This is a genomic window from Leucobacter sp. 7(1), from assembly GCF_900163635.1.
Classification (GTDB): domain Bacteria; phylum Actinomycetota; class Actinomycetes; order Actinomycetales; family Microbacteriaceae; genus Leucobacter.
Genome location: NZ_FUID01000065.1, coordinates 1 through 22,962 on the forward strand (window position 1 = coordinate 1; position 22,962 = coordinate 22,962).

General features: G+C 65.3%; 20 protein-coding genes and 1 other RNA gene. 17 read left to right on the forward strand and 4 right to left on the reverse strand.

The window, feature by feature from the left end:
• Positions 1 to 77 precede the first annotated feature (77 nt).
• Both FM113_RS12005 and FM113_RS12010 read right to left on the reverse strand, forming a co-directional pair.
• Positions 78 to 1,472, reverse strand: a complete 1,395-nt coding sequence (locus tag FM113_RS12005; RefSeq protein WP_087015010.1) for an aspartate aminotransferase family protein — start codon at positions 1,470 to 1,472, stop codon at positions 78 to 80.
• Positions 1,473 to 1,474: 2 nt separating this feature from the next.
• Complete coding sequence (locus FM113_RS12010; protein WP_087015011.1) at positions 1,475 to 1,942, reverse strand: Lrp/AsnC family transcriptional regulator; 468 nt, start codon at positions 1,940 to 1,942, stop codon at positions 1,475 to 1,477.
• Positions 1,943 to 2,304: 362 nt separating this feature from the next.
• Here FM113_RS12010 and FM113_RS12015 point away from each other — a divergent pair, with 362 nt between their 5' ends.
• From FM113_RS12015 to FM113_RS12035, 5 genes are all read left to right on the forward strand, one after another.
• Positions 2,305 to 3,522 carry a PotD/PotF family extracellular solute-binding protein gene (locus tag FM113_RS12015; RefSeq protein WP_087015013.1) on the forward strand — a complete coding sequence of 406 codons (1,218 nt, stop codon included), beginning with the start codon at positions 2,305 to 2,307 and terminating at the stop codon, positions 3,520 to 3,522.
• A 2-nt stretch (positions 3,523 to 3,524) separates the two neighbouring features.
• A complete protein-coding gene (locus tag FM113_RS12020; protein WP_087015015.1) occupies positions 3,525 to 4,706 on the forward strand; it encodes an ABC transporter ATP-binding protein in 1,182 nt (393 codons plus the stop codon).
• Positions 4,707 to 4,717: 11 nt separating this feature from the next.
• Complete coding sequence (locus FM113_RS12025; protein WP_087015018.1) at positions 4,718 to 5,581, forward strand: ABC transporter permease; 864 nt, start codon at positions 4,718 to 4,720, stop codon at positions 5,579 to 5,581.
• Positions 5,578 to 6,378, forward strand: a complete 801-nt coding sequence (locus FM113_RS12030; protein ID WP_087015020.1) for an ABC transporter permease — start codon at positions 5,578 to 5,580, stop codon at positions 6,376 to 6,378. The genes FM113_RS12025 and FM113_RS12030 overlap by 4 nt, the downstream gene beginning before the upstream one ends.
• 202 nt (positions 6,379 to 6,580) lie before the next feature.
• Positions 6,581 to 7,996, forward strand: coding sequence for an APC family permease (locus FM113_RS12035; protein ID WP_176387203.1), 1,416 nt, complete (start codon positions 6,581 to 6,583; stop codon positions 7,994 to 7,996).
• Here FM113_RS12035 and FM113_RS12040 read toward each other — a convergent pair.
• Positions 7,993 to 8,625 carry a YitT family protein gene (locus FM113_RS12040; protein ID WP_087015022.1) on the reverse strand — a complete coding sequence of 211 codons (633 nt, stop codon included), beginning with the start codon at positions 8,623 to 8,625 and terminating at the stop codon, positions 7,993 to 7,995. The genes FM113_RS12035 and FM113_RS12040 overlap by 4 nt on opposite strands.
• Positions 8,626 to 8,687: 62 nt before the next feature.
• Between FM113_RS12040 and FM113_RS12045 the strand changes: the two genes are divergently transcribed.
• The 10 genes from FM113_RS12045 (at position 8,688) to FM113_RS12090 (ending at position 18,969) form a co-directional block, all read left to right on the forward strand.
• A complete protein-coding gene (locus FM113_RS12045) occupies positions 8,688 to 10,127 on the forward strand; it encodes a PLP-dependent aminotransferase family protein (protein WP_087015024.1) in 1,440 nt (479 codons plus the stop codon).
• A gap of 42 nt (positions 10,128 to 10,169) precedes the next feature.
• Positions 10,170 to 11,279, forward strand: a complete 1,110-nt coding sequence (prfB, locus tag FM113_RS12050; protein ID WP_087015081.1) for a peptide chain release factor 2 — start codon at positions 10,170 to 10,172, stop codon at positions 11,277 to 11,279.
• Between the two features lie 86 nt (positions 11,280 to 11,365).
• The gene (gene ftsE, locus FM113_RS12055) at positions 11,366 to 12,580 is read left to right on the forward strand and encodes a cell division ATP-binding protein FtsE (protein ID WP_087015026.1); all 1,215 of its coding nucleotides are present in this window, start codon (positions 11,366 to 11,368) and stop codon (positions 12,578 to 12,580) included.
• Complete coding sequence (gene ftsX / locus FM113_RS12060; RefSeq protein WP_087015028.1) at positions 12,577 to 13,491, forward strand: permease-like cell division protein FtsX; 915 nt, start codon at positions 12,577 to 12,579, stop codon at positions 13,489 to 13,491. Before ftsE ends, ftsX begins: the two co-directional genes overlap by 4 nt.
• 113 nt (positions 13,492 to 13,604) lie before the next feature.
• Positions 13,605 to 14,081: an SsrA-binding protein SmpB gene (gene smpB / locus FM113_RS12065; RefSeq protein WP_087015029.1), complete on the forward strand. Its 477-nt coding sequence runs from the start codon at positions 13,605 to 13,607 to the stop codon at positions 14,079 to 14,081.
• 4 nt (positions 14,082 to 14,085) lie between these two features.
• A complete protein-coding gene (locus tag FM113_RS12070) occupies positions 14,086 to 14,676 on the forward strand; it encodes a TetR family transcriptional regulator (protein WP_254908994.1) in 591 nt (196 codons plus the stop codon).
• 157 nt (positions 14,677 to 14,833) lie between these two features.
• Positions 14,834 to 15,206: a transfer-messenger RNA gene (gene ssrA / locus FM113_RS12075) on the forward strand.
• A gap of 146 nt (positions 15,207 to 15,352) precedes the next feature.
• Positions 15,353 to 15,967 carry a TetR/AcrR family transcriptional regulator gene (locus FM113_RS12080; protein WP_087015031.1) on the forward strand — a complete coding sequence of 205 codons (615 nt, stop codon included), beginning with the start codon at positions 15,353 to 15,355 and terminating at the stop codon, positions 15,965 to 15,967.
• 51 nt (positions 15,968 to 16,018) lie between these two features.
• Complete coding sequence (locus tag FM113_RS12085; RefSeq protein WP_087015034.1) at positions 16,019 to 17,308, forward strand: MFS transporter; 1,290 nt, start codon at positions 16,019 to 16,021, stop codon at positions 17,306 to 17,308.
• Positions 17,305 to 18,969 (forward strand): amidohydrolase, encoded by a 1,665-nt coding sequence (locus tag FM113_RS12090; RefSeq protein WP_087015036.1) that lies wholly within the window; start codon positions 17,305 to 17,307, stop codon positions 18,967 to 18,969. Before FM113_RS12085 ends, FM113_RS12090 begins: the two co-directional genes overlap by 4 nt.
• A 15-nt stretch (positions 18,970 to 18,984) precedes the next feature.
• Here FM113_RS12090 and FM113_RS12095 read toward each other — a convergent pair whose 3' ends face one another.
• The gene (locus FM113_RS12095; RefSeq protein ID WP_087015038.1) at positions 18,985 to 20,214 is read right to left on the reverse strand and encodes a glutamyl-tRNA reductase; all 1,230 of its coding nucleotides are present in this window, start codon (positions 20,212 to 20,214) and stop codon (positions 18,985 to 18,987) included.
• Positions 20,215 to 20,325: 111 nt separating this feature from the next.
• On the opposite strand from FM113_RS12095, the gene hemE reads away from it, so the two are divergent.
• Both hemE and FM113_RS12105 read left to right on the forward strand, forming a co-directional pair.
• Positions 20,326 to 21,474, forward strand: a complete 1,149-nt coding sequence (gene hemE / locus FM113_RS12100; protein ID WP_087015041.1) for a uroporphyrinogen decarboxylase — start codon at positions 20,326 to 20,328, stop codon at positions 21,472 to 21,474.
• A complete protein-coding gene (locus tag FM113_RS12105; RefSeq protein WP_087015043.1) occupies positions 21,464 to 22,960 on the forward strand; it encodes an NAD(P)/FAD-dependent oxidoreductase in 1,497 nt (498 codons plus the stop codon). The genes hemE and FM113_RS12105 overlap by 11 nt, the downstream gene beginning before the upstream one ends.
• The last annotated feature ends 2 nt before the right edge of the window (positions 22,961 to 22,962 follow it).

A 22,962-nucleotide genomic window follows, 5' to 3' on the forward strand; every position in this document is an offset into this window, starting at 1 on the left:
GCTCAGGGAGGGGGCTCGGGGCGGGGACGCAGAACGGCCCCCGCGCCGAAGCGCGGGGGCCGTTCAGGGCACGAAGATTAGATCTTCGACGAAGCGTCCTTCAGGACGCTGCGCAGGATGCCGCCGATTTCAGCGAACTCAGCCGGACCGATGGTCAGCGGCGGAGCGAGCTGGATGACGGGGTCTCCCCGGTCGTCAGCGCGGCAGTACAGGCCTGCCTCCCACAGTGCGGGGGAGAGGTAATCGCGGAGGAGTCGGTTCGACTCTTCCTCGTTGAACGTCTCCTTGGTGGCCTTGTCCTTGACGAGCTCGATTCCGAAGAAGTAGCCCTCGCCACGCACGTCACCAACGATGTCGATGTCGAGCAGCTTCTCGAGCTCGGCGCGGAACAGCGGGCTGTTCTCGCGCACGCGGCCGTTGAGGTCCTCTTCCTCGAAGATGTCGAGGTTCTCGAGAGCCGCAGCAGCTGCCGCCGGGTGACCAGCGAAGGTGAAGCCGTGGTAGAAGGTGTTGTCCTCCGAGTTGAAGGGCTCCGACACCTTGTCCGAGACGATCATGGCACCGAGGGGGACGTAGCCCGAGGTGATGCCCTTCGCCGAGGTGATGATGTCGGGCTCGTAGCCGAGTGCCTTCGAAGCGAAGAACTCGCCGACGCGGCCGTAGGCGCAGATGACCTCATCCGAGACGAGCAGCACGTCGTACTGGTCGCAGATCTCGCGGACGCGCTTGAAGTACCCGGGGGGAGGCGGGAAGCAGCCGCCCGAGTTCTGTACGGGCTCGAGGAACACTGCAGCAACGGTCTCGGGACCCTCGAAGAGGATCGCCTCCTCGATGCGGTTTGCAGCCCACTGGCCGAATGCCTCGAGGTCGTTGGACGGAGCGCCCATTTCCTCAGCGCGGTAGAAGTTCGTGTTCGGAACGCGGTGACCACCCGGGGTCAGCGGCTCGTAGAACTTCTTCATGTCGGGGATGCCGGTGATCGCCAGGGCGCCCTGCGGGGTGCCGTGGTATGCCACGGACCGCGAGATCACCTTGTGCTTCATGGGCTGGCCCTTGATCTTCCAGAAGTGCTTCGCCAGCTTGAACGCCGACTCCACAGCCTCGCCACCACCGGTGGTGAAGAAGACCTTGTTCATCTCGCCGGGCGCGTACGAGGAGAGGCGCTCCGAGAGCTCGATCGCTGCCGGGTGGCCGTAGGACCAGATCGGCATGAAGTCGAGCTGCTGCATCTGCTTGGCAGCTGCCTGCACGATGCGCTCGCGGCCGTGGCCGGCGTTGACAACGAACAGACCTGCGAGGCCGTCGATGTACTCCTTGCCAGCAGCATCGTAGATGTGGTGGCCGTTGGCGCGCGTGATGACGGGGATACCGTCGTTCAGCACCTTCCGGTTGGTGAAGTGCGGCCACATGTGGCGCTTGGCCGAAGCCTGCAGCGCTGCGGTGTCAACCGCGGCAGTGGGATCGTATGACATGGTTATCTGGTTCCCCAATCGTATTTCTGTTTGGTGAGTTGGAGGTATACAAACGTCTCCGTCGCCGAGACGCCCTCGACCGCACGAATCTTCTCGTTGAGGAGTTCGATGAGTCCGTCGTCGTCCTCACAAACAACCTCGACGATGATGTCGAAGGAGCCAGCGCTGAGCACGACGTAGCTGATCTCGGGAATGGCGGAGAGTTGATCGGCGACGACACGAGTGTCGCCGGAGACCCGAATACCGAGCATGGCCTGGCGGGTGAAGCCGAGGCGCATGGGATCAGTCACGGCAACAATCTGCATGACCCCGGTATCCGTAAGCTTCTGGACGCGCTGGCGCACGGCGGCCTCGCTGAGGCCGACGGCCTTCCCAATTTCAGCGTACGAACGGCGACCATCGCGCTGAAGTTGCTCGATGATCGCTTTCGACGTGGCGTCGAGAATCTGCGCCGGGCGTTTGTTGCTCACGTCACTGATTCTTGCAGTGTGAACCTGAAAAAGCAAAGGAATCCGAAGTTACGGGCAGGGAAACATGATGTTTTCCCCCTTCTTGGGGATATTTGACGGCGCGGGATCAAAAACCTGGCTTCGATGGCGGACCCGATTTCGTCGCAAAACACGGCAGAGTCAGTTTCGATGACATTCTCGGTGATTGTCGAATATTTCGCAGGATTCCCTGCTTGGGTAACTGTTCCGTGAAGAATTCTGGTTCCAGAGGTTCAGGTCGTTGCGGTGGGGGAGTGTCTGTGCCATTCTCATGATCACCACCCGGCAGAGTCGCCGTTTGTGCGCGTGCCGGTTCACCACTGAGAAACCAAGGGAGATCTCTCATGGTCCGTCGTTCAGAAGACCCGATTGTCCGAAATATCGTGCAGCTGATTCGCGGCGCGCAGATGAACCGCCGCCAGCTACTTCGCGGTGCCGGGGTGGGGGCCGCGGGTGCCGGCGCTCTCGGCCTCGCAGCCTGTGCCCCGAGCTCTGGCGGAGGTGGCGGTGGCGGTGGCGGCGAGGGCGAGGGCATCGTCTGGGGGAACTGGACCTACTACCTCGACTTTGACGAGTCGACGGGTAGTTTCACGTCGCTGGACAACTTCATGGATCAGGCGGGGTTCACCGTCGATTACATCGAGGATATCGACGACAACAACACCTTCTACGGCAAGATCAAGGATCAGCTGAAGCTCGGACAGTTCACCGGCTACGACACGGTCACGTTCACCGATTGGATGAACGGTCGCCTGATCAACGACAAACAGGTGCAGGAGTTTGACTACGCGAATCTCCCCAACGTGGAGGCGAACCTCGTTGACGCGCAGTGGGACGCACTCGATGTGGATCAGGGGCGCAAGTTCACGATTCCGTGGCAGCTGCCGGCATCCGGCTGGGTCTGGAACACGGAGGCGGTGCCGAAAGGAATCAAGACTCTCGAGGACTTCCTCCGCCCGGAGCTGAAGGGCAAGGTTGTGGTGCTGAGCGAGATGCGCGACACCATGGGCATGGTGATGGCGGGCCTTGGTACGGACCCGAACAGTGACTGGGGAGATACCGAGTTCGACGCGGCGCTCGCGTGGCTCGACGACGCACTGAAGAGCGGCCAGATCGGCAATGTGAAGGGCAACAGCTACACCCAGGACCTCATTACCGGCGACGCACTCGCGGCGATGGCGTGGACGGGTGACGTGGTCATGTTGAACGCGGAGAACGACAATCAGTGGACGCTTGAAATCCCGGAGTCCGGCGGCATGATCGCGGCCGACTCGTTTACCGTTCCCAACGGCACGAGCGCCGCGGCGAAGGCGCAGGTCGAGGAGCTCATCAACTACTACTACGACCCCGTGGTGATGGCGGAGGTCGCGAATTACGTGACGTTTGTGCCCCCGGTCAAGGGGACGCAGGAGGAAATGCGCAAGATCAACCCGGAGAACGCGGACAACCCGCTCATCTTCCCGGCCGACAAGGACTGGGAACACCTCCACAACTTCCGTACGCTCACTGCCGAAGAGGACAAGAAGTACTCGACGGCCTTCCAGAATGTGTTGGGACTGTAAACATGGCAGCACACGGCGCCTTTGCCGAGTCCGGTGCCGACCTCGAACTCGTCGGCATCCAGAAACGATTCCCTGGTTTTACCGCCATTGAGCACCTGGACCTCACGATTCCGGCCGGGTCGTTTTTCGCCCTCCTCGGCCCGTCGGGCTGTGGCAAGACGACAACCCTGCGGCTCGTCGCGGGCCTAGAGGATCCCTCCGCGGGCAAGATCCTGATCGGTGGCACAGATGTGAGTGCGCTGAAACCGCACAAGCGCCCGGTCAACACGGTGTTCCAGTCCTATGCGCTGTTCCCGCACATGTCGGTGTTGGAGAACGTCGCGTTCGGCCTGCGCCGCCGCAAGCTGGGCGACCCAGTTGCCAAGGCACACGAGGCGCTGCGCCTCGTCGAGCTGGATCATGTCGCTGATCGGAAGCCAGCTCAGCTCTCGGGCGGCCAGCAGCAGCGTGTGGCGCTCGCACGCGCCGTCGTGAACCGTCCTGCCCTCCTGCTGCTCGACGAGCCGCTCGGTGCGCTGGATCTGAAGCTGCGGCGCCAGATGCAGCAGGAACTGAAGCAGATCCAGCAGGAGGTCGGGCTGACGTTCTTGCACGTCACCCATGATCAGGAGGAGGCCATGACTATGGCCGACACTGTCGCGGTGATGAATAAGGGCCGGATCGAACAGATGGGCGCGCCCGAGGAACTCTACGAGCTGCCACGCACAGTGTTTGTCGCAAACTTCCTGGGGCAGTCCAACCTGTTCCAGGTTGACGTTGTGGGGAGCACCGATCAGGTGATCCACACGGATCTCGCAGGCACCCGACTCTCGGTTCCGCGCAGCCGCAGCGAGCGCGATAGCGGCATCATCACCATCGGGGTGCGGCCGGAGAAGCTCATGCTCACCCGCGAGCAGCCCGCGGCGGATCCGAACCGGAACATCGTCGGCCCCGGCCGAATCACGGACGTGTCCTTTATCGGTGTGAGCACCCAGTACACGGTCCACGTGCCGGGCTCGGATCCCGTGCACGTGTTCGCACAGAACCTGCAGGCGGGCCCTGCGGCCCAGCTTGGCGATGAGGTCTGGCTGAGTTGGTTCACCGAGCACACCTTTGGCCTTGCCGACGACAAGCTCGACACGGGGGCACTGACCACCGAGTTCTCGACGCGGGCCATCGCGACGCAGGCTGCGCTCGCGGAGTAGGGGAGGCGACCATGGCTTTTACTGCCTTTTCCGGCGGCCCGACCAAAGTTGTCGAGCAGGCGCCGCGCAAACGGGGTTGGATTGCGCTGCTGTTGCTCGCACCGGGCATTGCGTACATGCTGCTGTTTTTCGTGGCTCCGTTTGTGCAACTCGCGATCACGTCGCTCCAGGCCCCTGCGGACAGCGGCGGGATCGGCCAGTACGTCGCCGCCGCGCAGTTCTCGAACTACTGGGTTGCGTTGCAGGAGTACTGGCCGCACTTGCTGCGCTCCTTTATCTACGCGATCGTGGCGACACTCATTGGCCTCTGCATCAGCTATCCCGTGGCGTATCTGATCGGTGTGAAAGTACGCTCGCGCCCCATGCTCCAGGGAATCCTCCTGATCCTGGTCGTGGCACCGTTTTTCATCAGCTTCCTGCTGCGCACGCTCGCGTGGAAGTCGATCCTGCCGAGTGAGCTCGTGGGGACGCACTTCTCGGTGATCTTCGGTCTGGTGTACAACTTCATTCCGTTTATGGTGCTGCCGATGTTCTCGTCGCTGCAGGCGCTGGATCTCCGGCTGCTCGAGGCGGGGTCGGATCTGTACGCCTCGCCGGTGACGACGTTCCGGCGGGTCACCCTGCCGCTGTCCATGCCGGGTGTCGTATCGGGTACGCTCCTGAGTTTCATCCCGATGTCGGGTGACTACGTGAACGCGTCACGAGAGTTCTTGGGTGGCACCTCGACCACGATGATCGGCAATGTGATCGAGTCGAACTTCCTGCAAACCCAGAACTATCCGATGGCGGCGACGCTGTCGATCATCCTGATGGTCGTGATTCTCGTGATCGTGGCTACCTATGTGCGCAAGAGCGGGGCGGAGGATCTGCTGTGAAAGGCTTCAGTCTCGGAAAGGCTTTTGTGCCCGTCGTTGCGACGATCGCGCTTGTGTACCTGCTGCTTCCGATCGCACACGTCATCATGTTCTCGTTCAATGATGCGGGTCGGAACAACATCATCTGGCGCGGCTTCACCCTCGACAACTGGCAGAACCCATGCGGGGCTCCGCAGGTGTGCACCGCGTTTGGCAACAGCATCCTTGTCGGAGTGGTGGCGACGGTGATCGCCACCGTGCTCGGCACGATGATCGCGCTCGCGCTTGTCCGGTACCGTTTCAAGTTCCGCTCCACGATCAGCCTCCTGCTGTTTACGCCGATGGCGACCCCCGAGGTCGTTCTGGGCGCGGGTCTTGCCGCGCAGTTCCTGCTCGCGGGCGTGGAGAAGGGGATCGGAACGATAATCCTCGCGCACACGATGTTCTGTATTTCATATGTGGTGGTCGCGGTGAAGGCACGGGTCGCGAGTCTCAATCCCGCGATTGAGGAAGCGGGGCGGGATCTCTACGCGTCCCCCGGTCAGGTGTTCTGGCGGATCACCCTGCCGATGCTGATGCCGGGCATTATCGGTGCGGCACTGCTCAGCTTCGCCCTGTCGTTCGATGACTTCATCATCACGAACTTCAACTCCGGCACCGCGACGACGTTCCCGAAGTTCATCTACGTCTCCGCGCTCAAGGGTGTGCCGGCGCAGGCGAACGTGCTCGCCTCGATCGTCTTCATTGGGGCGCTGCTGCTCGTGATCCTCGTGCAGATTGTCAATATCAATAAGCAGAAACGGCTCGCTCGGCAGTGAGCCCTGGGCGACCCTGGAACGGGTCGACGTATCCAAAACCCGCATCCTCACCGAAGAATCTTCGGTCCGGGGGTGCGGGTTTTGGCGTGGGGGAGGGAAGCAGAGGAAGATGTCTCCCGTGGCGGGGCACGATCCCGTCGAACTGCATGTCGCATCGGGGCGAATACAGGCCCGGTGCGACTCTCGCTGTTGAGGAGAGCACATGACAAAGACGTTGATGCCGGCCGCCAAGCGCGGTGGGTCCCTGAAGCGCAACCTGGGGCTGTGGGCCATTGTTGGCCTCGGGCTCGGATATATGACCCCGACGGTGGTGTTCGACACCTTCGGCATGGTCGCCCGCGACACGAACAACGTGGTGCCGCTCGCGTACCTCGTCGCGTTGATCGTGATGGTGTTCACGGCGGTGAGCTACGGCAAAATGGCGGGCGCGATTCCGAGCGCGGGATCGGCGTACACCTACGTCAAGGAGTCGATCCATCCCAACGTCGGCTTTATGGTGGGCTGGACTTCCTTGATCGACTACATGCTGCTGCCCATGGTCAACTGTCTGATCATCCGCAGTTACCTCGAGGCCGTATTCCCGGGGGCGCCGGGATGGATCTGGGTCGTGCTGTACTGCGTGCTGGTGACCGGCGTGATCTACTTCACGATGCGCGGCACCTCCAACCTCAACATGCTGCTGCTCGTGTTCTCGATCATCGTGATGGCTGTGTTTGTCGTGATGGTATGGGCTCAGCTCGCCGCTGGTGAGGGAAGTGGCGAAATCGCCTCGGTGCAGCCGTTCATTCACGACGGCGTGACGATGGGCGCGGTGCTCATGGGGGCGACGATCGTCTGCTTCTCGTTTATCGGCTTTGACGCCGTGACGATGTACGTCGAAGAGGCGAAGAGCCCGAAGATTGTGCCGCGTGCGATCCTGCTCACCGTGATCCTCGGCGGCGCGATCTTCTTGATCGCTGGCTACTTCACCCAGCAGCGTTTCCCCGACTGGAACGTGTTTGCCCCCGAGGGCGACATGCAGTTTGTCGAGGACAGCACGCTGCCGCTGATCGGTCAGTTCGTCGGTGGGCCGGTGCTGCAAGCGGTGCTCACGGCTGCCGGTTTCGCCGCGACCCTCGCCTCGGGTCTGGCCTCACACGCCTCGGTCTCCCGCATGCTGCTGGTGATGGGCCGCAACGATGTTCTCCCGAAGAAGTTCTTCGGCTACGTCAACCCGAAGACGCACACCCCGACCTTCAACATTGTGCTGACTGGCGTCGTCTGCTTGCTGGCAATCGCGTTCACACTCGAGATGATCGCCGCGTTCATCAACTTCGGCGCGCTCATCGCTTTCACCGCCGTCAACGTGTCGGTAATCGCGTGGTTCGCGATCCGTCAGGGCCGGCGCCGCACGCCGAAGGACATCTTCAAGTTCATCGTGATGCCTGGCATCGGCATGGTGCTGACCGGAATCCTGTGGGCGAATCTGCACCTGGATGCGCTCATCGGTGGTGTCGCGTGGGCGCTGCTTGGATTCATCTATCTGATCGTGATGACGCGCGGCTTCAAGCGCAAGGTCGCGGGCTTCGACGAGAGCCAGCCGGTGACCGGCTATAACAAGGTCCCGGTCGACGACTAATCGAGCAGTACTGGGCGGCGGAGTTCTGCGGAACCCGCCGCCCGCCGTTCGCGGCGTAGCTGCGAATCGAACAGCGGCAGTGTGACCGCGCACAGTGGCCCGATGAGGATCGCGAAGGCGACGGTGCCGAGACCGACGTTTCCGCCCAGGATCCACCCGATCACGAGCACGGTGAGTTCGACGCCGGTGCGGCCGAGCCAGATTGGCGTTCCGAAGCGGGCGTGGATCCCGGTCATGAGGCCGTCGCGGGGGCCGGGGCCGAGCCGGGCGCCGATGTAGATGCCGCTCGCGACGGCGAGCAACAGCATGCCGAAGGTGAAGAACGCGATGCGGAGCCACATCGGCTCGGGCACAGGGAGGAGCCAGAGGCCGAGGTCGATGCCGGGGCCCACGAGCAGGATGTTCAGGACTGTGCCGATGCCGGGACGCTGCCGGAGGGGGATCCACAGGAGCAGTACGGTCAGGCCGATGATGTTCGTCAGGATCCCGATGCTGAGGGGAGTGTGCAGGGACACCCCCTGTGCGAAGACCGTCCAAGGGTCGACGCCAACGGTGGCGCGGATCATGAACGCGTCAGCGATGCCGTAGAGCAGGAGTCCGGGGATGAGTCTGAGGAGTCGAAGGATCACACTGATCAGTCCACCTGAAATTGGCCTGGTGCGCAAAGGGCCAATCTGTCTATAGTGGCCTCATGATTGCCCAGCGACTTTCGGCACGGCGCCTCCATCAGCTCCTCGGGCAGTGGCGCGGGGATGGTCACAGCTACCACGAACTCAGCGAAAGCATCGTGCTGCTTGTGCGCGATGGTGGCATCCCTTCCGGCTCGGTGCTCCCGGCCGAGCGCCCGCTCGCGGAGGAGCTCCGGGTCAGCCGCACCACGGTCGCGGCGGCCTATCAACGCCTGCGCGAGACGGGTGCCGCCGTGTCCCGGCGCGGTTCGGGCACGGTGATCCGTGCTCGGCGTCCCGCGGCCGAATCCGAGTGGGACCCTGCAGCAACCGGAGAAGTGGATCTGTGCCGCGCTGCGCCGAGCCCCTGGAGTGGGCTTCCAGCGCTCGGGCAGCGAGCTCTCGCCGAGCACGCAAGTGCGTTCCAGTTGGAGGGCTATGACACGATCGGTCATCCCGCACTCCGCAGCGCGATCGCGGAGCGGTACACGCGGCGGGGACTCCCCACGGATCCCACAGAGATCATGGTCACACTCGGGGCGCAGCACGCGATCTTCCTGATCGCTCGGGCCCTGCTCCGCCGCGGCGACCGGAGCCTGATCGAGTCTCCCAGCTACCCGCGAGCACGGGAAGCCCTTGCCGCCGCGGGCGCGCTTATTGGTGAACTTCCCGTGGGGCGCTCGGGCTACGATGCCGCGGGCATGCTCCGTATCGCAGCGACGACGGCACCCCGTCTGAGCTATCTGATCCCGGACCAGCACAACCCGACCGGACTCAGCATGCCGCCCGAGCTCCGCGCGCAGCTCATTGCCACACTGACGGCGCAGGGCGGGTATGTCATCGCCGACGAGACAACCGCGGAACTCGCACTCGGGCACCCGGGTCTCGTCACCCCGTTCGCCGTGTCCGCCCCGCACGCCCACCAGCGCGACATGATTCTCACAGTCGGCTCACTCGGAAAAACTGTCTGGGGCGGCCTCCGCGTTGGCTGGGTCCGCGCGACTCCCGATCTGATCGCCCAGCTCGAGTCTGCGCGGCGCGTGGGAGACCTGGGGACGGGAACCTGGGAACAAGTGATGGCGACGCTCGCGCTCGAGGAATACGAGGACATCTTGGCCGCACGCAGCAGCGAGCTCAGCGCGAGCCATCGCGTGCTCCTGGCGGAGGTGCAGGCGCGTTTCCCTGGCTGGCGGCTGTCACAGGCCGCGGGTGGGGTGAGTGTATGGGCGGATCTCGGTGAGGCGTGCAGCTCACGGCTCAGTCGATCCGCCGCACAGCTCGGACTGATCCTGCCCCCGGGGCCGAGGTTTGGAAGCCCCGGCGTCTTCGAGCAGTACCTGCGGGTGCCCTTCACACTGCCCGTCGCAGAGCTCGCGCCCGCGATGGCGCTCCTGGAGCAGGCTTGGGACGGGCGGGGGAATGCGAGGCCAGGGCCGGTGGACCGGGATTCGCCCGTGATCTGATCGGAGCGGGATCAGCTCCCGGGGCAGTAGACTCTGATGATTATGCTCGAACTTGACTTCAGCGCCCGGATCCGCGCGTTGCGCGCCACATACGCCGATATCGCAGCCGTGATGGATCTGCCGCGCCTCGAGCGCGAAATCGTCGAACTCGAAGAGCAGGCGGCGGCCCCGAACCTGTGGGACGACCCGGCGGCCGCGCAGATCGTCACGAGCGGTCTCTCGCACCGCCAAGCCAACGTGAAACGCCTGCGCGCGGTCGAAGCGCGGCTGGATGACCTCGAGGTGCTCGTCGAACTCGCGCTGGAGATGGACGATGAAGAGTCGGGGGCCGAGGCCACGGCTGAGCTCGTGGCCCTGGAAAGCGTGATTCAGAACCTCGAGGTGCAGACCATGCTCTCCGGGGAATATGACGAGCGATCCGCAGTGGTGACGATCCGCTCCGGTGCCGGCGGAGACGACGCGACCGACTTCGCGGAGATGCTGCTGCGGATGTATCTCCGCTGGGCAGAACACCGCGGTTACAAGACAAAGGTGCTCGACACGTCGTATGCGGAGGGCGCGGGCATCAAGTCGGCTACCTTCGAGGTCGACGCGCCGTATGCCTTCGGCACGCTCTCCGTCGAAGCCGGCACGCACCGCCTCGCCCGGATCAGTCCCTTCGGCTCGGCCGACAAGCGGCAGACGAGTTTTGCCGGTGTCGAGGTGATCCCGTTGCTTGAAGAGGCGACCTCGGTTGAGATCCCGGAAACCGACATTCGCGTGGATGTGTACCGCTCCTCCGGCCCCGGCGGCCAGTCCGTGAACACGACCGACTCCGCAGTCCGGCTGACCCACATCCCGACAGGGATTGTGGTGTCGATGCAGAACGAGAAGTCGCAGATCCAGAACCGTGCCGCAGCAATGCGGGTGCTCCAGACGCGCCTGCTCTTGCTGCAGCGTGAGCAGGAAGCCGCGAAGAAAAAAGAGCTCGCGGGAAGCGTTACCGCGAGCTGGGGCGACCAGATTCGTTCGTACTTCCTGTATGGCCAGCAGCTCGTGAAGGACCTGCGCACTGGCTTTGAGTCGACCCAGCCTGACGCGGTGTTCGACGGGGAGATCGATGGTTTCATTGCCGCCGGCATCCGGTGGCGCTCACTCGAGAAAGCGAAGTAGCGCTCAGCGTTTTCGCCGATTCGAAGCCGCGTGTCTCAGCGCGCCTGCAGGCCAGGCTGGGGCGTGGGGCGTAGGGTCGAAGCGTCATGATCCTCTTTGAGAACGTCACCAAAAAGTACCGGGGCACCGCGAAACCCGCGCTCGACGGTATCGACCTGCAGGTCGACCGTGGCGAGTTCGTGTTTATCGTGGGCGCTTCCGGATCCGGCAAATCGAGCTGCCTGCGCCTGATCCTGCGCGAAGACCAGCCGAGCTCGGGGAAGATTCACGTGCTGGGGCAGGACCTCAGCAAGATCTCTTCCCGGAAGGTGCCGTACTTCCGGCGCAACCTGGGCACCGTGTTCCAGGACTTCCGCCTGCTCACGAACAAGACTGTGTACGACAACGTCGCGTTCTCACTGCAGGTCATCGGGAAGTCACGCGGCTTCATCCAGGAAGCGGTCCCGGACACGCTTGAGATGGTCGGCCTCGCGAACAAGGCCAAGCGCTTCCCGCACGAGCTGTCGGGCGGTGAGCAGCAGCGCGTCGCGATCGCGCGCGCGATCGTGAACAAACCGGCGATTTTGCTCGCCGACGAGCCAACCGGAAACCTGGATCCCGCCACGAGCCTGGGCATTATGCAGCTGCTTCGCGCGATCAACGCGGCCGGCACAACAGTGGTGATGGCGACCCACGAGGCCGCGTTCGTGGACATCATGCAGCAGCGCGTCGTCGAGCTCTCCCAGGGTGTTATTGTCCGAGACGAGCAGGGCGGCGGCTACGGCGAGACCGCATCGATTCCCGTCGCGGACCTGTCCGAGGAGGGCGTTCGCGTACTCCGTACCACGGAGGCTGTGGTGCGTGCCGCGCTGGAACCCGAGGAACTTGCCCGCGCGAACGCAGCGGCTAGCGCAGGTGCGGCAGCGGTCGAAGACGGTGCCGGGAGCGCCGCGGCTGTGGCTGCTGCGACCACCGAAGCGCGTGTGGTGAGTGCCGCGGCTGCCGCTGCGGCTGGGGCGGCCGCCGCTGCGGTCACCGAGGCAGCGACGGAGGCTGCGGTCCCCGATGCGGACCCCGCTCCCGAAGCATCGGTGTACGTGGAACCGCGCCCGTTTGGGGAGCACGATCCGGCAATCGACGGCGACGACTGGGACGACACCGTCCGCGCCGACGGGGGACCGCAGGCGAAGCGTATCCCCGGATTCCTGGATCCCGGGCGTCCGATTGACGCAGTGCAGATGTCCGAGACCGGCAGTTTGGCCGAGCACCTCGGCTTGGATCGAAACGACGATGAGCAGACAGATGTGGGGCCCGTACGATGAGAGTGGGACTCGTGCTCGGTGAGGTCTGGAACGGCCTCCGTCGCAACATGTCCGTGGTGATCTCTGTGATCCTCGTGACCTTCGTGTCGCTCACCTTCGTGGGAGCCGCGATCATCATGCAGCTGCAGGTGCAGCAGATGAAGACCTTCTGGTACGACCGCGCCCAGGTGGCGGTCTACCTCTGCACGGACTACGACCAGAGCGCAACATGCGCGGGCACCGACGCGGGGGAGGCCGAGATTGCCGCCGTTGAGGATGCTCTGAAGTCCGAAACGCTCGCCCCGTATGTCGACGACTACTTCTTTGTGGATCACGAAGAGGCCTACACGGAGTTCACGAAGCAGTTCGAGGGCAACCCGATAGTCGATATTACGAAACCGGAACAGCTCAACCAGACGTTCTGGATCAAGCTGACCGATCCGTCAAAATCGGAGATCATTACCGAAACATTTAGCGGTATTCCGGGCGTGCAGAGTGTCTCCGATCAGCGCAGCCTGCTTGACCGAATCTTCCTCTTCCTGGGTGCTGCGAGCTACACGGCCATCGCTATCGCAGGCCTGATGCTCGTTGCCGCGATGTTGCTGATCTCTACGACGATCCGCCTTTCCGCATACTCTCGCCGCCGGGAAATCGGGATTATGCGACTCGTGGGTGCCTCGAACCGTTTCATCCAAACGCCGTTCATTCTCGAGGGCATTATTGCCGCGCTCATTGGTGCGGTGCTCGCGAGCGCCGCATCCGTGTCCATTGTGAAGTTCTTTGTGCAGGGTTTCTTGGCCAAGGAGATCCCGTTTACGAGCTACATCACGGTGGAGCAATCATTGATCGTGCCCCCGGTGCTAATTCTCGTCGGTGTGGTGTTGTCGGCGATCGCCGCGAAGATCGCCATCACGCGCTACCTCCGGGTCTAGTGTGCGTGGCGCGCGGTTGCTCCCGCGCGCCGCTGCGCACTCCGCTAGGCTAGAGCTTTGCGCGCATCCATCGCGCGCACGGCCCACCAGACCCCCTCCGAGAGGATGTGACCATGCCCAAGGAATCCGGCGAAAAGCTGATTGCCTCGAACAAGAAGGCCCGGCATGAGTACCTCATCCTGGATACCTACGAGGCGGGCATGGTGCTCACCGGCAGCGAGGTGAAGTCCTTGCGGATGGGGCGGGCGTCTCTGGTTGATGGCTACGTCTTTATCGAGAACGGGGAGGCCTGGCTCGACGCTGCCTACATTCCCGAGTATCTCAATGGCTCCTGGACCAACCACCGGCCGCGGCGCAAGCGCAAATTGCTCCTGCATCGGCAGCAGATCGACAAGCTCTACCAGAAGACTCGCGAGGGCGGTATGACGATCGTGCCGCTGCGGCTGTACTTCCTCGACGGTCGGGCAAAGGTCGAGATTGCGCTCGCCAAGGGGAAGAAAGAATACGACAAGCGCCAGACGCTGCGCGAAAAGCAGGATTCCCGCGAGGCTGAGCGCGCGATGCGCCAGCGCAACCGCACGGGGGAGTGACACCGTGAGCCGGGTGCGCAAAGCCCCGGAAGAGCGGCGTGCTGAGATCCTCGAAATTGCCGCTCAGACCGCCCTCGATGCAGGGCTTGAGCGGATCACGCTCCGCGAGATCGCGGAGCGCCTCGGGGTGCGGCCGGGGCTGATCGGTCACTACTTTCCCGCGGTGGAGGAGCTCGTCGCCGAAGCATTCGCCCTGGCGGTGTCCGGGGAACGGGACCGGCTGTTTGTGGCTGCGGGAACGCCGCGGGATCGCCTCGCCGCGTTTGTGGCGCGGGTCGAGAGCGAGGAAGCGCGAGTGCTGGGACGGCTGTGGTTGAATGCCCGCCACCTGGCCCGGTTCCAGCCGCGGCTTGCCGACGCGATCGCGCAGCAGGAAACGCTCGACGAGGAACGGCTGAGCGCACTCATCTCCGCCGGGGTGACGGCTGGCGAGTTTGTCGCGGATGCCCCGCGATCCGCTGCGATCCGGATCTGGATGGCAGTGGACGGCTTGGGGGCCTACGCGAACAGTCCGGCGGTGCTCACTGAGCCCGCGTACGGGGGGTTCGTGGCTGACGTGTGCCGCTGGACGCTGGGCCTTGACTGTGCGCTGTGAGCGGAGCGGCGCGGATCCCCGCGTCTGGCACCGAGGCGGTGCGGGTGCTAGAATGAGTGTTCCGGCTCCGGCCGGCTGCATCCGGTTTCGATCGGAGTAACAATTCCAGAGCGCGTAATGTGAATGCCTCGCCGTGCACCGCAGTGTGGTGCATTTGGGGGCCGATCGGATTCGACACGTCGATTTGAGACTGTGAGAAGCGGGTCGAGGACGCGGAGTTATCTCGTTAACGCCCTTCGCAAACCAATAGGTGCCACTTCTAAGCGCACCGACTTCGCTCTCGCTGCCTAAGCACGAGACCGAGTCCGTCAGGCCGGGTGTGCCTCTGCCCCGGTTTCCTGGCGTCATTTAGGGGGCTAGCTCGCACGTTGCGCCTCAGGGCGTGTGGGGACTTTTGCTGAGGCTGGGCCTGTCGCACTAGGTGTTCGTGGCAAAGAGCGAGGCCGAGTAGAACGCTAATACGAACTACACCCGTAGAAGGCATGGAATCGTCGAAGTGGACCGGGGTTCAATTCCCCGCGGCTCCACTAGCTTTTGCATTACGCGCACTGGAAGGAAGTGCCCCGAGTTCACTGAGCTCGGGGCATTTTTTCTGTGTTCATAAATCGAATGCCGCTCGGTTTGCAAACCGAATGCCGCTCGGTTATGGTGAGAGCACCCTTCCGATTGGACTGCAATGGCGCGACCACACACCCCTATCCTCAGTGAGGCCCGGATCCTCGAGGCCGTACGGCGACTCGCCGTTGACGGCGATTTCACCCTCGCGCAGCTCGCGCGCGAACTCGACGTCCGGGTGTCATCGATTTACCATCACGTCGCTTCAAAGGGGGCGATCGTGCATTTGCTGCGGCGCGATTGGATCCTGCGGCTGCGCACCGAACTGGGGGACAGTGCCGGGCGCGAGCGACTCTCCCGGATCGTCCACTCCTACGCCGAGTTCGCGGGGGAGATCCCGGCGCTCGTGCCCATACTGATCACCGAGCCGTTCCAAGATGACGAACTGCGGTGGCTGTACGAAGATCTGGCCCAGACCTTGCACGACATCGGAGTCCCCGACACGCGGCTCCTGCCCCTGATCGGCACGATCGACGCCATAGTCCTGGGTGCGGCCTTCGACCTGCTCGCTCCGCCCTTCCACGCGAGCGAGGTCTCCCCGGAGACTCACCCTCGGCTCACCGCCGCCCTGGCCACGCTGCCGGAGGACGTGGATCGCCGCGAGCACCTCCACAGCACGCTCGACGACCTGCTCGCGGGCTTGCTGCGCGGATACTCTGCGCACACAAGCTCCTGAATCGACTCGCTTTCCCACCGGTAGACCCCCAACGAAGAGGAACTTCCCGTTATGACTCCATCTCTCGGAGCGAGCGGGCGCGCTGGCGCGCCCGCCATGACCGCGCTCATCACCACCTGGGTGTTTGCGCTGCTCCCCGCAAACCTCGTCCCCGCGATTATTGAGAAGCTCGTCTACCAGCTCGGCGTCTCGGTGACGACCGCCGGCCTTGTCGCCACGGGAATGACGCTCGCCAACGCCGCGGCGGTGCTCGGCTCGCGCCGGATCGTGCAGCGCGGCGATAGGGTGCTCGTGGCCCGCATCGGCCTCGCCATCATGATCCTGGCCTTCGGCACCGGTGCCATCTGGCCGGTGGCCGGCGTGAGCATGACCGCGCTCATCGCCGGTGGCGTCGGTTCAGGGCTTGTCATCTCCGCGGCGACAGCGGCGGTGTCCGCCACCCCGAACCCGGATCGGGCCACGAGCCTTGTGATGATCGTGAACCGCTTTCTTGTCGCGGTCGCGTTCCTCACCATTCCGCTCGTTGGCGGGGGAGTGCGCGAGCTGTTCCTGATCCTCGCGATCCCAGGGATCATCGGGTTCGTTGGTGCGCAGTGGCTCCCACGTCTCCCCGAGGAGACCGCGATGGTGTCCGTTGTCGGCACCGCCGCTGCGGCAGCCTCCGCGGGGGACGCCGCCCCGCCGGTGCCGGCGAGTGTGCGAACGGCACAGGTGGCGCGGGCCCAGGAGAGTCCGGTCGAGCAACGCACGCGCCGGATCGGCTGGTTGCTCGCTCTCGGTTTCGGGGCGTGGTCCATCACCGATGACGGCGTGTACGGCCTTGTTGGGGTGATCGTCGGCGAGAGCGACATGCAGGTATCCGAGAGCTTTGTCCCGACGATTTTTGCACTCTCCGTGTTCTGTGGCTTGGGCGGAGCGCTCATTGCTCCGTTTCTGCATCGCTGGTTCGGCCGGACCGCGACGCTGTGCGCGCTGCTCTCGGTGAGCGCTGTGGCGAAGCTGGGCCTCATCGTGCTCGCCACCCCGGTCATGTACGCGGTCTCGAGCGCCGTGTGGGGCTTTGTCTTCGGTGCGATGCTGCCGCTCATTTTCGGGCTCGCCGCCTCCCTCTCCCGCGACGGCGGGGTCAGCGTGCTTGTCAACGGGGTCTACGTGATCGGTGTGGCGCTCGGCCCGTTCGTTGCCACGCAGCTCTTCGACCGCTTCGGCACACCCGTGCTCGCCACCGTCATGACGGTGCTTGCGGCCGTGACCGGTGCCCTCATCGTGTACGCGTCGCGATTTGCGGAGCGCTCGCACCGTCCAGACCAAGCCACCCTCACGAATGGAGTCTCCGCATGACCCACACGCTCATCACCGGAGCCACCGCGTTTCTGCGGGGCGTCCCCGTCGCCGACCGCGGCATCCTCATCGCTGACGGCGTCATCGCTGCGATCGGCGACAGCGCGAGCATCGCCGCGCTCCCGGAGGCGCGCGACGCCGATCACATCGATGCCATGGGCGGTCTGCTGCACGCAAGTTTTGCCGACGCGCACGTACACACAGTGTTCGGAGGGGTGGAGCTTGGCCGGCTCGAGCTGAGCGAGAGCACAAGCGCCGAAGACACGCTCGCCCGCATCGCTGCGTACGCCGCGGCGTACGCAGGGGACTGGATTCTCGGCGGCGGCTGGAGCATGGCACACTTCCCTGGCGGGGCTCCGAGTCGCGCGGAGCTCGACCGTGTGGTGTCGGACCGCCCGGTGTTCCTCGTGAACGCAGACCATCACGGGGCGTGGGCGAACTCCCGGGCTTTCGAACTCGCTGGAATTGATGCGCAGACCCCGGACCCTGCCGACGGCCGTTTCGAGCGACACCCGGATGGGTCTCCCAGCGGTGCTATGCACGAGGGGGCGCAGGAGCTCTTCTCGCACGCGCTCCCACCCACAACTGTGGCAGAGTGCCGGGCCGGACTCCTCCGCGGGCAGGAACTTCTGCATCGCTACGGGGTTACCGCCTGGCAGGAAGCAATCCTTGGTGAGTACGCGGGATATCCCGACGTGACCGAGGCGTATCTCGCGGAAATGGCGCTCGGGATTGACGCGGATGTCTCGGGTGCCTTGTGGGTGGTGCGGGATCTCTCCGATCCGGAATCCCCGGTCGACGCCGATGCGATCGTCGCCGACTTCGAGCGACGGCGTGCGGCCGCAGCGCAGCGGGGCTTCCGTGCCGATACCGCCAAGATCATGGTCGACGGTGTCGCGGAGAACCTGACCGCCGCGATGACCGAACCCTACCTCGATGGCTGTGACTGCGCCGGTGGCGAGGCCAACCGGGGACTCGCGTACTTCAGCGCAGCGGATCTGGCGGAGCTTGTCCCGAAGCTCAACGCACGTGGCTTCCACGCCCACTTCCATGCGATCGGGGACCGGGCCGCACGCATCGCGCTCGACGCTGTGGCTGCGGTCCCGGAAGCGGACCGGGCCGGGGTGCGCAATCACATCGCGCACCTCCAGGTCGTGGACCCGGCAGACCTGCCGCGCTTCGCGGCGCTGGGGGTAACGGCGAATTGCCAGGCGCTCTGGGCGGCGCTCGAACCGCAAATGGTGGAGTTGACGCTTCCCGTGCTGGGGGAGCAGCGTGCGGGGTGGCAGTACCCATTCGGCTCGCTTGAGCGTGCCGGTGCGAACCTCGCATTTGGTTCGGACTGGTCCGTGTCGACGCCCGATCCCTGGCAGGCGATCCACGTCGCGGTGAACCGCCGGGCTCCAGGGGCGACTGATGCGGAGCCGCTGCTACCGGCCGAGGCGTTGAGCCTTGCGACGGCGCTGACCGGCTACACGCGCGGCTCCCATGAACTGCTCGGCACCCCGGGTGGTGCTGGCCGTTTGGAGACTGGCGCGGTGGCGGATCTCGCCCTCACGGACCGCGACCCGTTTGTGGGGCCTGAGTCCGAGATCTGGCGCACGCAGAATGTGCTCACCCTGCGCCGGGGCCGGATCGTGGCGGACCGCCGCGGCGAGTAGCGCGGGTGCTCTCGTCTACGCTTCGACGCCGAAGAGGGTGCGGGCCGCGGCCTGAGCTTCCGCGGCCCGTCCCTCACGGGCGAGCGCCCGCAGTCGCGTCGTGGGCTCGTGCAGCAGCCGGCCCGTGAAGCGGCGGAGCGCTGCCTCCACGTCCTCGGCGCGGGGCTCGGCGGTCCCGCGACGTGCGCGGCACAGCTCGTCCTCGAGAATTGACAGCACGTGACCGCGCAGGTTGGCAAGCGTTGGGCCGATGATTCGCTCCGCCTGGTTGGTGGTGAACTCGGCCGCCGCAGCGTCCACGAGAATGTGCGCCTCGTCCTCTGCGCTGAGCTCGGGAACTGCGGCGTGCACTGAGATTGTTTCGATGTCGAGCAGTTCCACCCCGGGGATATCGGCTACCGCGGCGTCGATGTTCCGCGGCATCCCGAGATCGAGCACAAGACGGGTCCTGTCGGCGGGGTCCGAGAAATCGGCAACTCCGAGGAGCGGGTCCTGGGTGGCGCTGCACGCGATGATCAGCTCTGAGCTTGCGATTGCCGCGGCCAAGTCGCGGGCATGGAGCGCCTCCAGCTCGTGTGATTCGGCGAAGGCCTCGGCTCGGCCCGACGGGGAGTGGACTCGGATGCGCCGCACCCCGCGATCCCGCAGGGCGGCAACTGTCGCGCCAGCATAGGCACCCGTGCCCACGAGCAGCACGTTCGCCTCGTCCCAGGCCGGGATTCGGCGCTCCGCGAGCACGAGTGCGAGCCGCACAAGTGACTGTCCCGCTGAGCGCAGTCCGGTCCGCTCCCGGACCGCTCGGGAGGTTCGGGTGGCGCTCTGGAAGAGCCGCTCGAGGCCGTCAGTGACTGTCTGTTCCGTGCGCGCACGGGTGTGGGCGCGCCGCACCTGGCCCGCGATCTCCTCTTCGCCGAGCGCTGCCGATTCGAGCCCGCTGGTGACGGCAAAGAGATGCCGAGCAGCGTCTGAACCCGCGGTGACCTCCGCGGCCGCGGTCAGTTCGCTGAGTGGGATGTCGGTTGCCTCCGCGAGCTTGCGGAGCGCGGCTTCGCCAAACGCGCGTTCGTCGGTCCCGGGGAGCTGCCCGCCGTCGAGATAGAGTTCAAAGCGGTTGCACGTGGAGAGCAAGACCGAGCCGGATCCCCACGACCGAAACTCCCGTGCGACGGAATCCGTGTGCCGCGTCGCGGCCTCGAGGAGAGGAAACGCCGCGGCGCGGTGGTGAAGGGAGATGCACAACAGCATGTGGTGAGGAGGCTTCCTTGTCGAGTCGGAGGCGGTCCGCGGTGGGACACAAGCATCGTAGCTGACACATCTGATCTTTCACATCAGATGTGTGCGGTAACATCACATCCGATGAACGAGAATACCGCCCCCCGCGCCCACCTGCCTGAGAGTGCCGTGCTTGAGAGTGCGCTGGCCGCCGACCACCCGCTTGTCGACGGACGCACAACTTCGGCGCCGTTGATCCGCGCGCTGCGTGGCGATCGTCCGGATACGACACCGGTGTGGTTCATGCGCCAGGCGGGTCGATCGCTGCCCGAGTATCGCGAGATCCGGGCCCACACACCGATGCTTGACGCCTGCCTCGACCCGGAGCTCGCGAGCGAGATCACGCTGCAGCCGGTGCGCCGCCACGGCGTTGATGCGGCGGTGTTCTTCAGCGACATCGTGGTGCCACCGCTCCTTGCCGGTGTCGACGTCGACCTTGTCGCGGGGCGCGGTCCCGTGTTCGCGGAGCCCGTACGGACCGCCGCAGACGTGGCGCGGTGCCGCGCAGAATTCACCCCGGAGCGCCTGCGCGAGGCGCTCGATCCCGTGCGCGAGGCCGTGCGGCGCACCGTGACCGCACTCGGGGAAACCCCGCTCATTGGCTTCGCCGGTGCCCCGTTCACGCTCGCGGCCTACCTCGTAGAGGGCGGCCCATCCCGCGATCATCTCCGTGCGCGCACCCTCATGCGCTCCGATCCTGAGACTTGGCGAGAGCTGCTCGAATGGGTCGCCGACCTCAGCAGCGTCTTCCTTGAAGCCCAGGTCGAGGCTGGTGCGAGCGCAGTGCAGCTGTTCGACTCGTGGGCCGGATCCCTCAGCGTCGCGGACTACCGTGCGCACGTGGCACCCGCCTCCCAGCGAACCCTGGCGGCAGTGCAGGGAATCGGAGCGGGCAGCGCAGCGTCGCCGACGGTTCCCACGATCCACTTTGCGGTGGGCTCGGGACACCTCATTGAAGAAACCGCGCGCCTGGGCACCTCGGCCCTCGGGGTGGACTGGCGCACGCCGCTCGATGAGGCTTCGCGCCGCTTGGGCGACACACTCCCGCTGCAGGGCAACCTGGACCCCGCTGTGCTGGGTGCCCCTGCCGCCGTGCTTGAGTCTGCGGTCGCTGACGTGATCGCGCGCGGTTCGCGCGCACCCGGCCACGTCTTGAACCTCGGCCACGGTGTACCGCCGGAGGCCGATCCCGCCGTGCTCACCCGAATCGTTGAGCTCGCACATGCATCCTGAACCCACCCGTTCCGATCTCTCCGCACCCCGATCGCACGTCGCGGTCGTGGGTGGTGGGGTGACCGGGCTCGTGGTTGCGCGGGATCTTGCGCGTGCGGGCCTGCGCGTCACCCTCTATGAGGCGGAGACACGGCTGGGTGGGAGAGTCCGCGCGACTGACGTCGCGGGATTGCGGTGCGAGGTTGGCGCTGAGGCGTTCGCCACTCGTGGTGGCGCGGTTGCAGAACTGGTGACCGAGCTGGGGCTGGCGGATCAGATCGTCGCGCCCGCGGCGCTCGGTTCCTGGCTTGTGTCCGCGGCGGACGGCACCGCCGTACCGCTGCCGCCGGCCGGAGCGATGGGGGTTCCCGCCGCGCCCCTCGGTCGCGCTGCCCGGCGCGCGCTGGGGATCCCTGGTGCGGTTCGCGCGGCGATCGATCCGCTTCTGCCGCGGCGGATCGGCGCTGGGAGTGTCACCCTGGCGGAACTCGTCCGGGCACGGATGGGGGCACGCGTGCTGGATCGGCTTGTCCGACCGGTCACACTCGGCGTCTCATCGACCGACCCGGAACGCATCCCGCTCGCGAGTCTCGCGGAGCTTTCTGCCGCTCGCGCCGAGACCCGGTCCCTGACGGCCGCGGCGCGCAGACTTCGGGAGAGTGCCGCGGCGGCCGGCGGTGCGGTGCTGGGGCTCCGCGGCGGCATGTCAGCGCTCGTCGATGCACTCGCCGCTGCGTGTCATGATCTCGGGGTGACGATCAAGCTCGGGACACCAGTCACAAGCGTGACACCCCTGCCAAGCGGCGGACTCGCTCTGCGCGGTGGGGTGTCCGAAGTCCACGCCGATGCCGTGGTGCTCGCGCTGCCCGAGGGACCCATCCGGCAACTGCTGTCAGACGCCAGTGCGGCCCCGGCGCAGAGTACCCCCGTCGAAGTCATTGCGCTCGTGCTCGACGCCGCGCACCCCGCGGTCGCTCAGCTCGCGGCTGCCCCGCGCGGCACCGGAGCACTTGTCTCCGCGCCTGCAAGCCCCGCGCCCGCAAGCTCGGCGCCAGCAAGCTCCAGCCCTGCAGATCCCGACATCGTAGCCGCGCCACGGGCAATCGTCGCGAAGGCCCTGACTCACGTCAGCCAGAAGTGGCCGGGCATTGTGGGGGAGCACCGCGAAGTGTTGCGCCTGTCCTACGGCCGTGCCGGAGACCCTCCGGCGACTGCCGCGCTCGGCGACAAGGCAGCCCTCGAACTCGCGCTGCAGGATGCCTCCCGGATTCTTGGCACCCCGGTGCCCGCCAGCGCAGTACTGGGCTTTGCGCGCCAGCCCTGGCAGATGCCGGTCCGAAGTGCCCGGCCGCCACAGGAGGCCCCGTCCGGGGTGCATCTGATTGGCGACTGGAGCACCGGTGCCGGTTTCGCCGCGCTGATCCCCGCCGCGCGCCAGCTCGCGCAGAGGCTCGCCACAAGCCTTTCCGAATTCACCACACCTCACACCCTCACAGAACAGGCGTAACG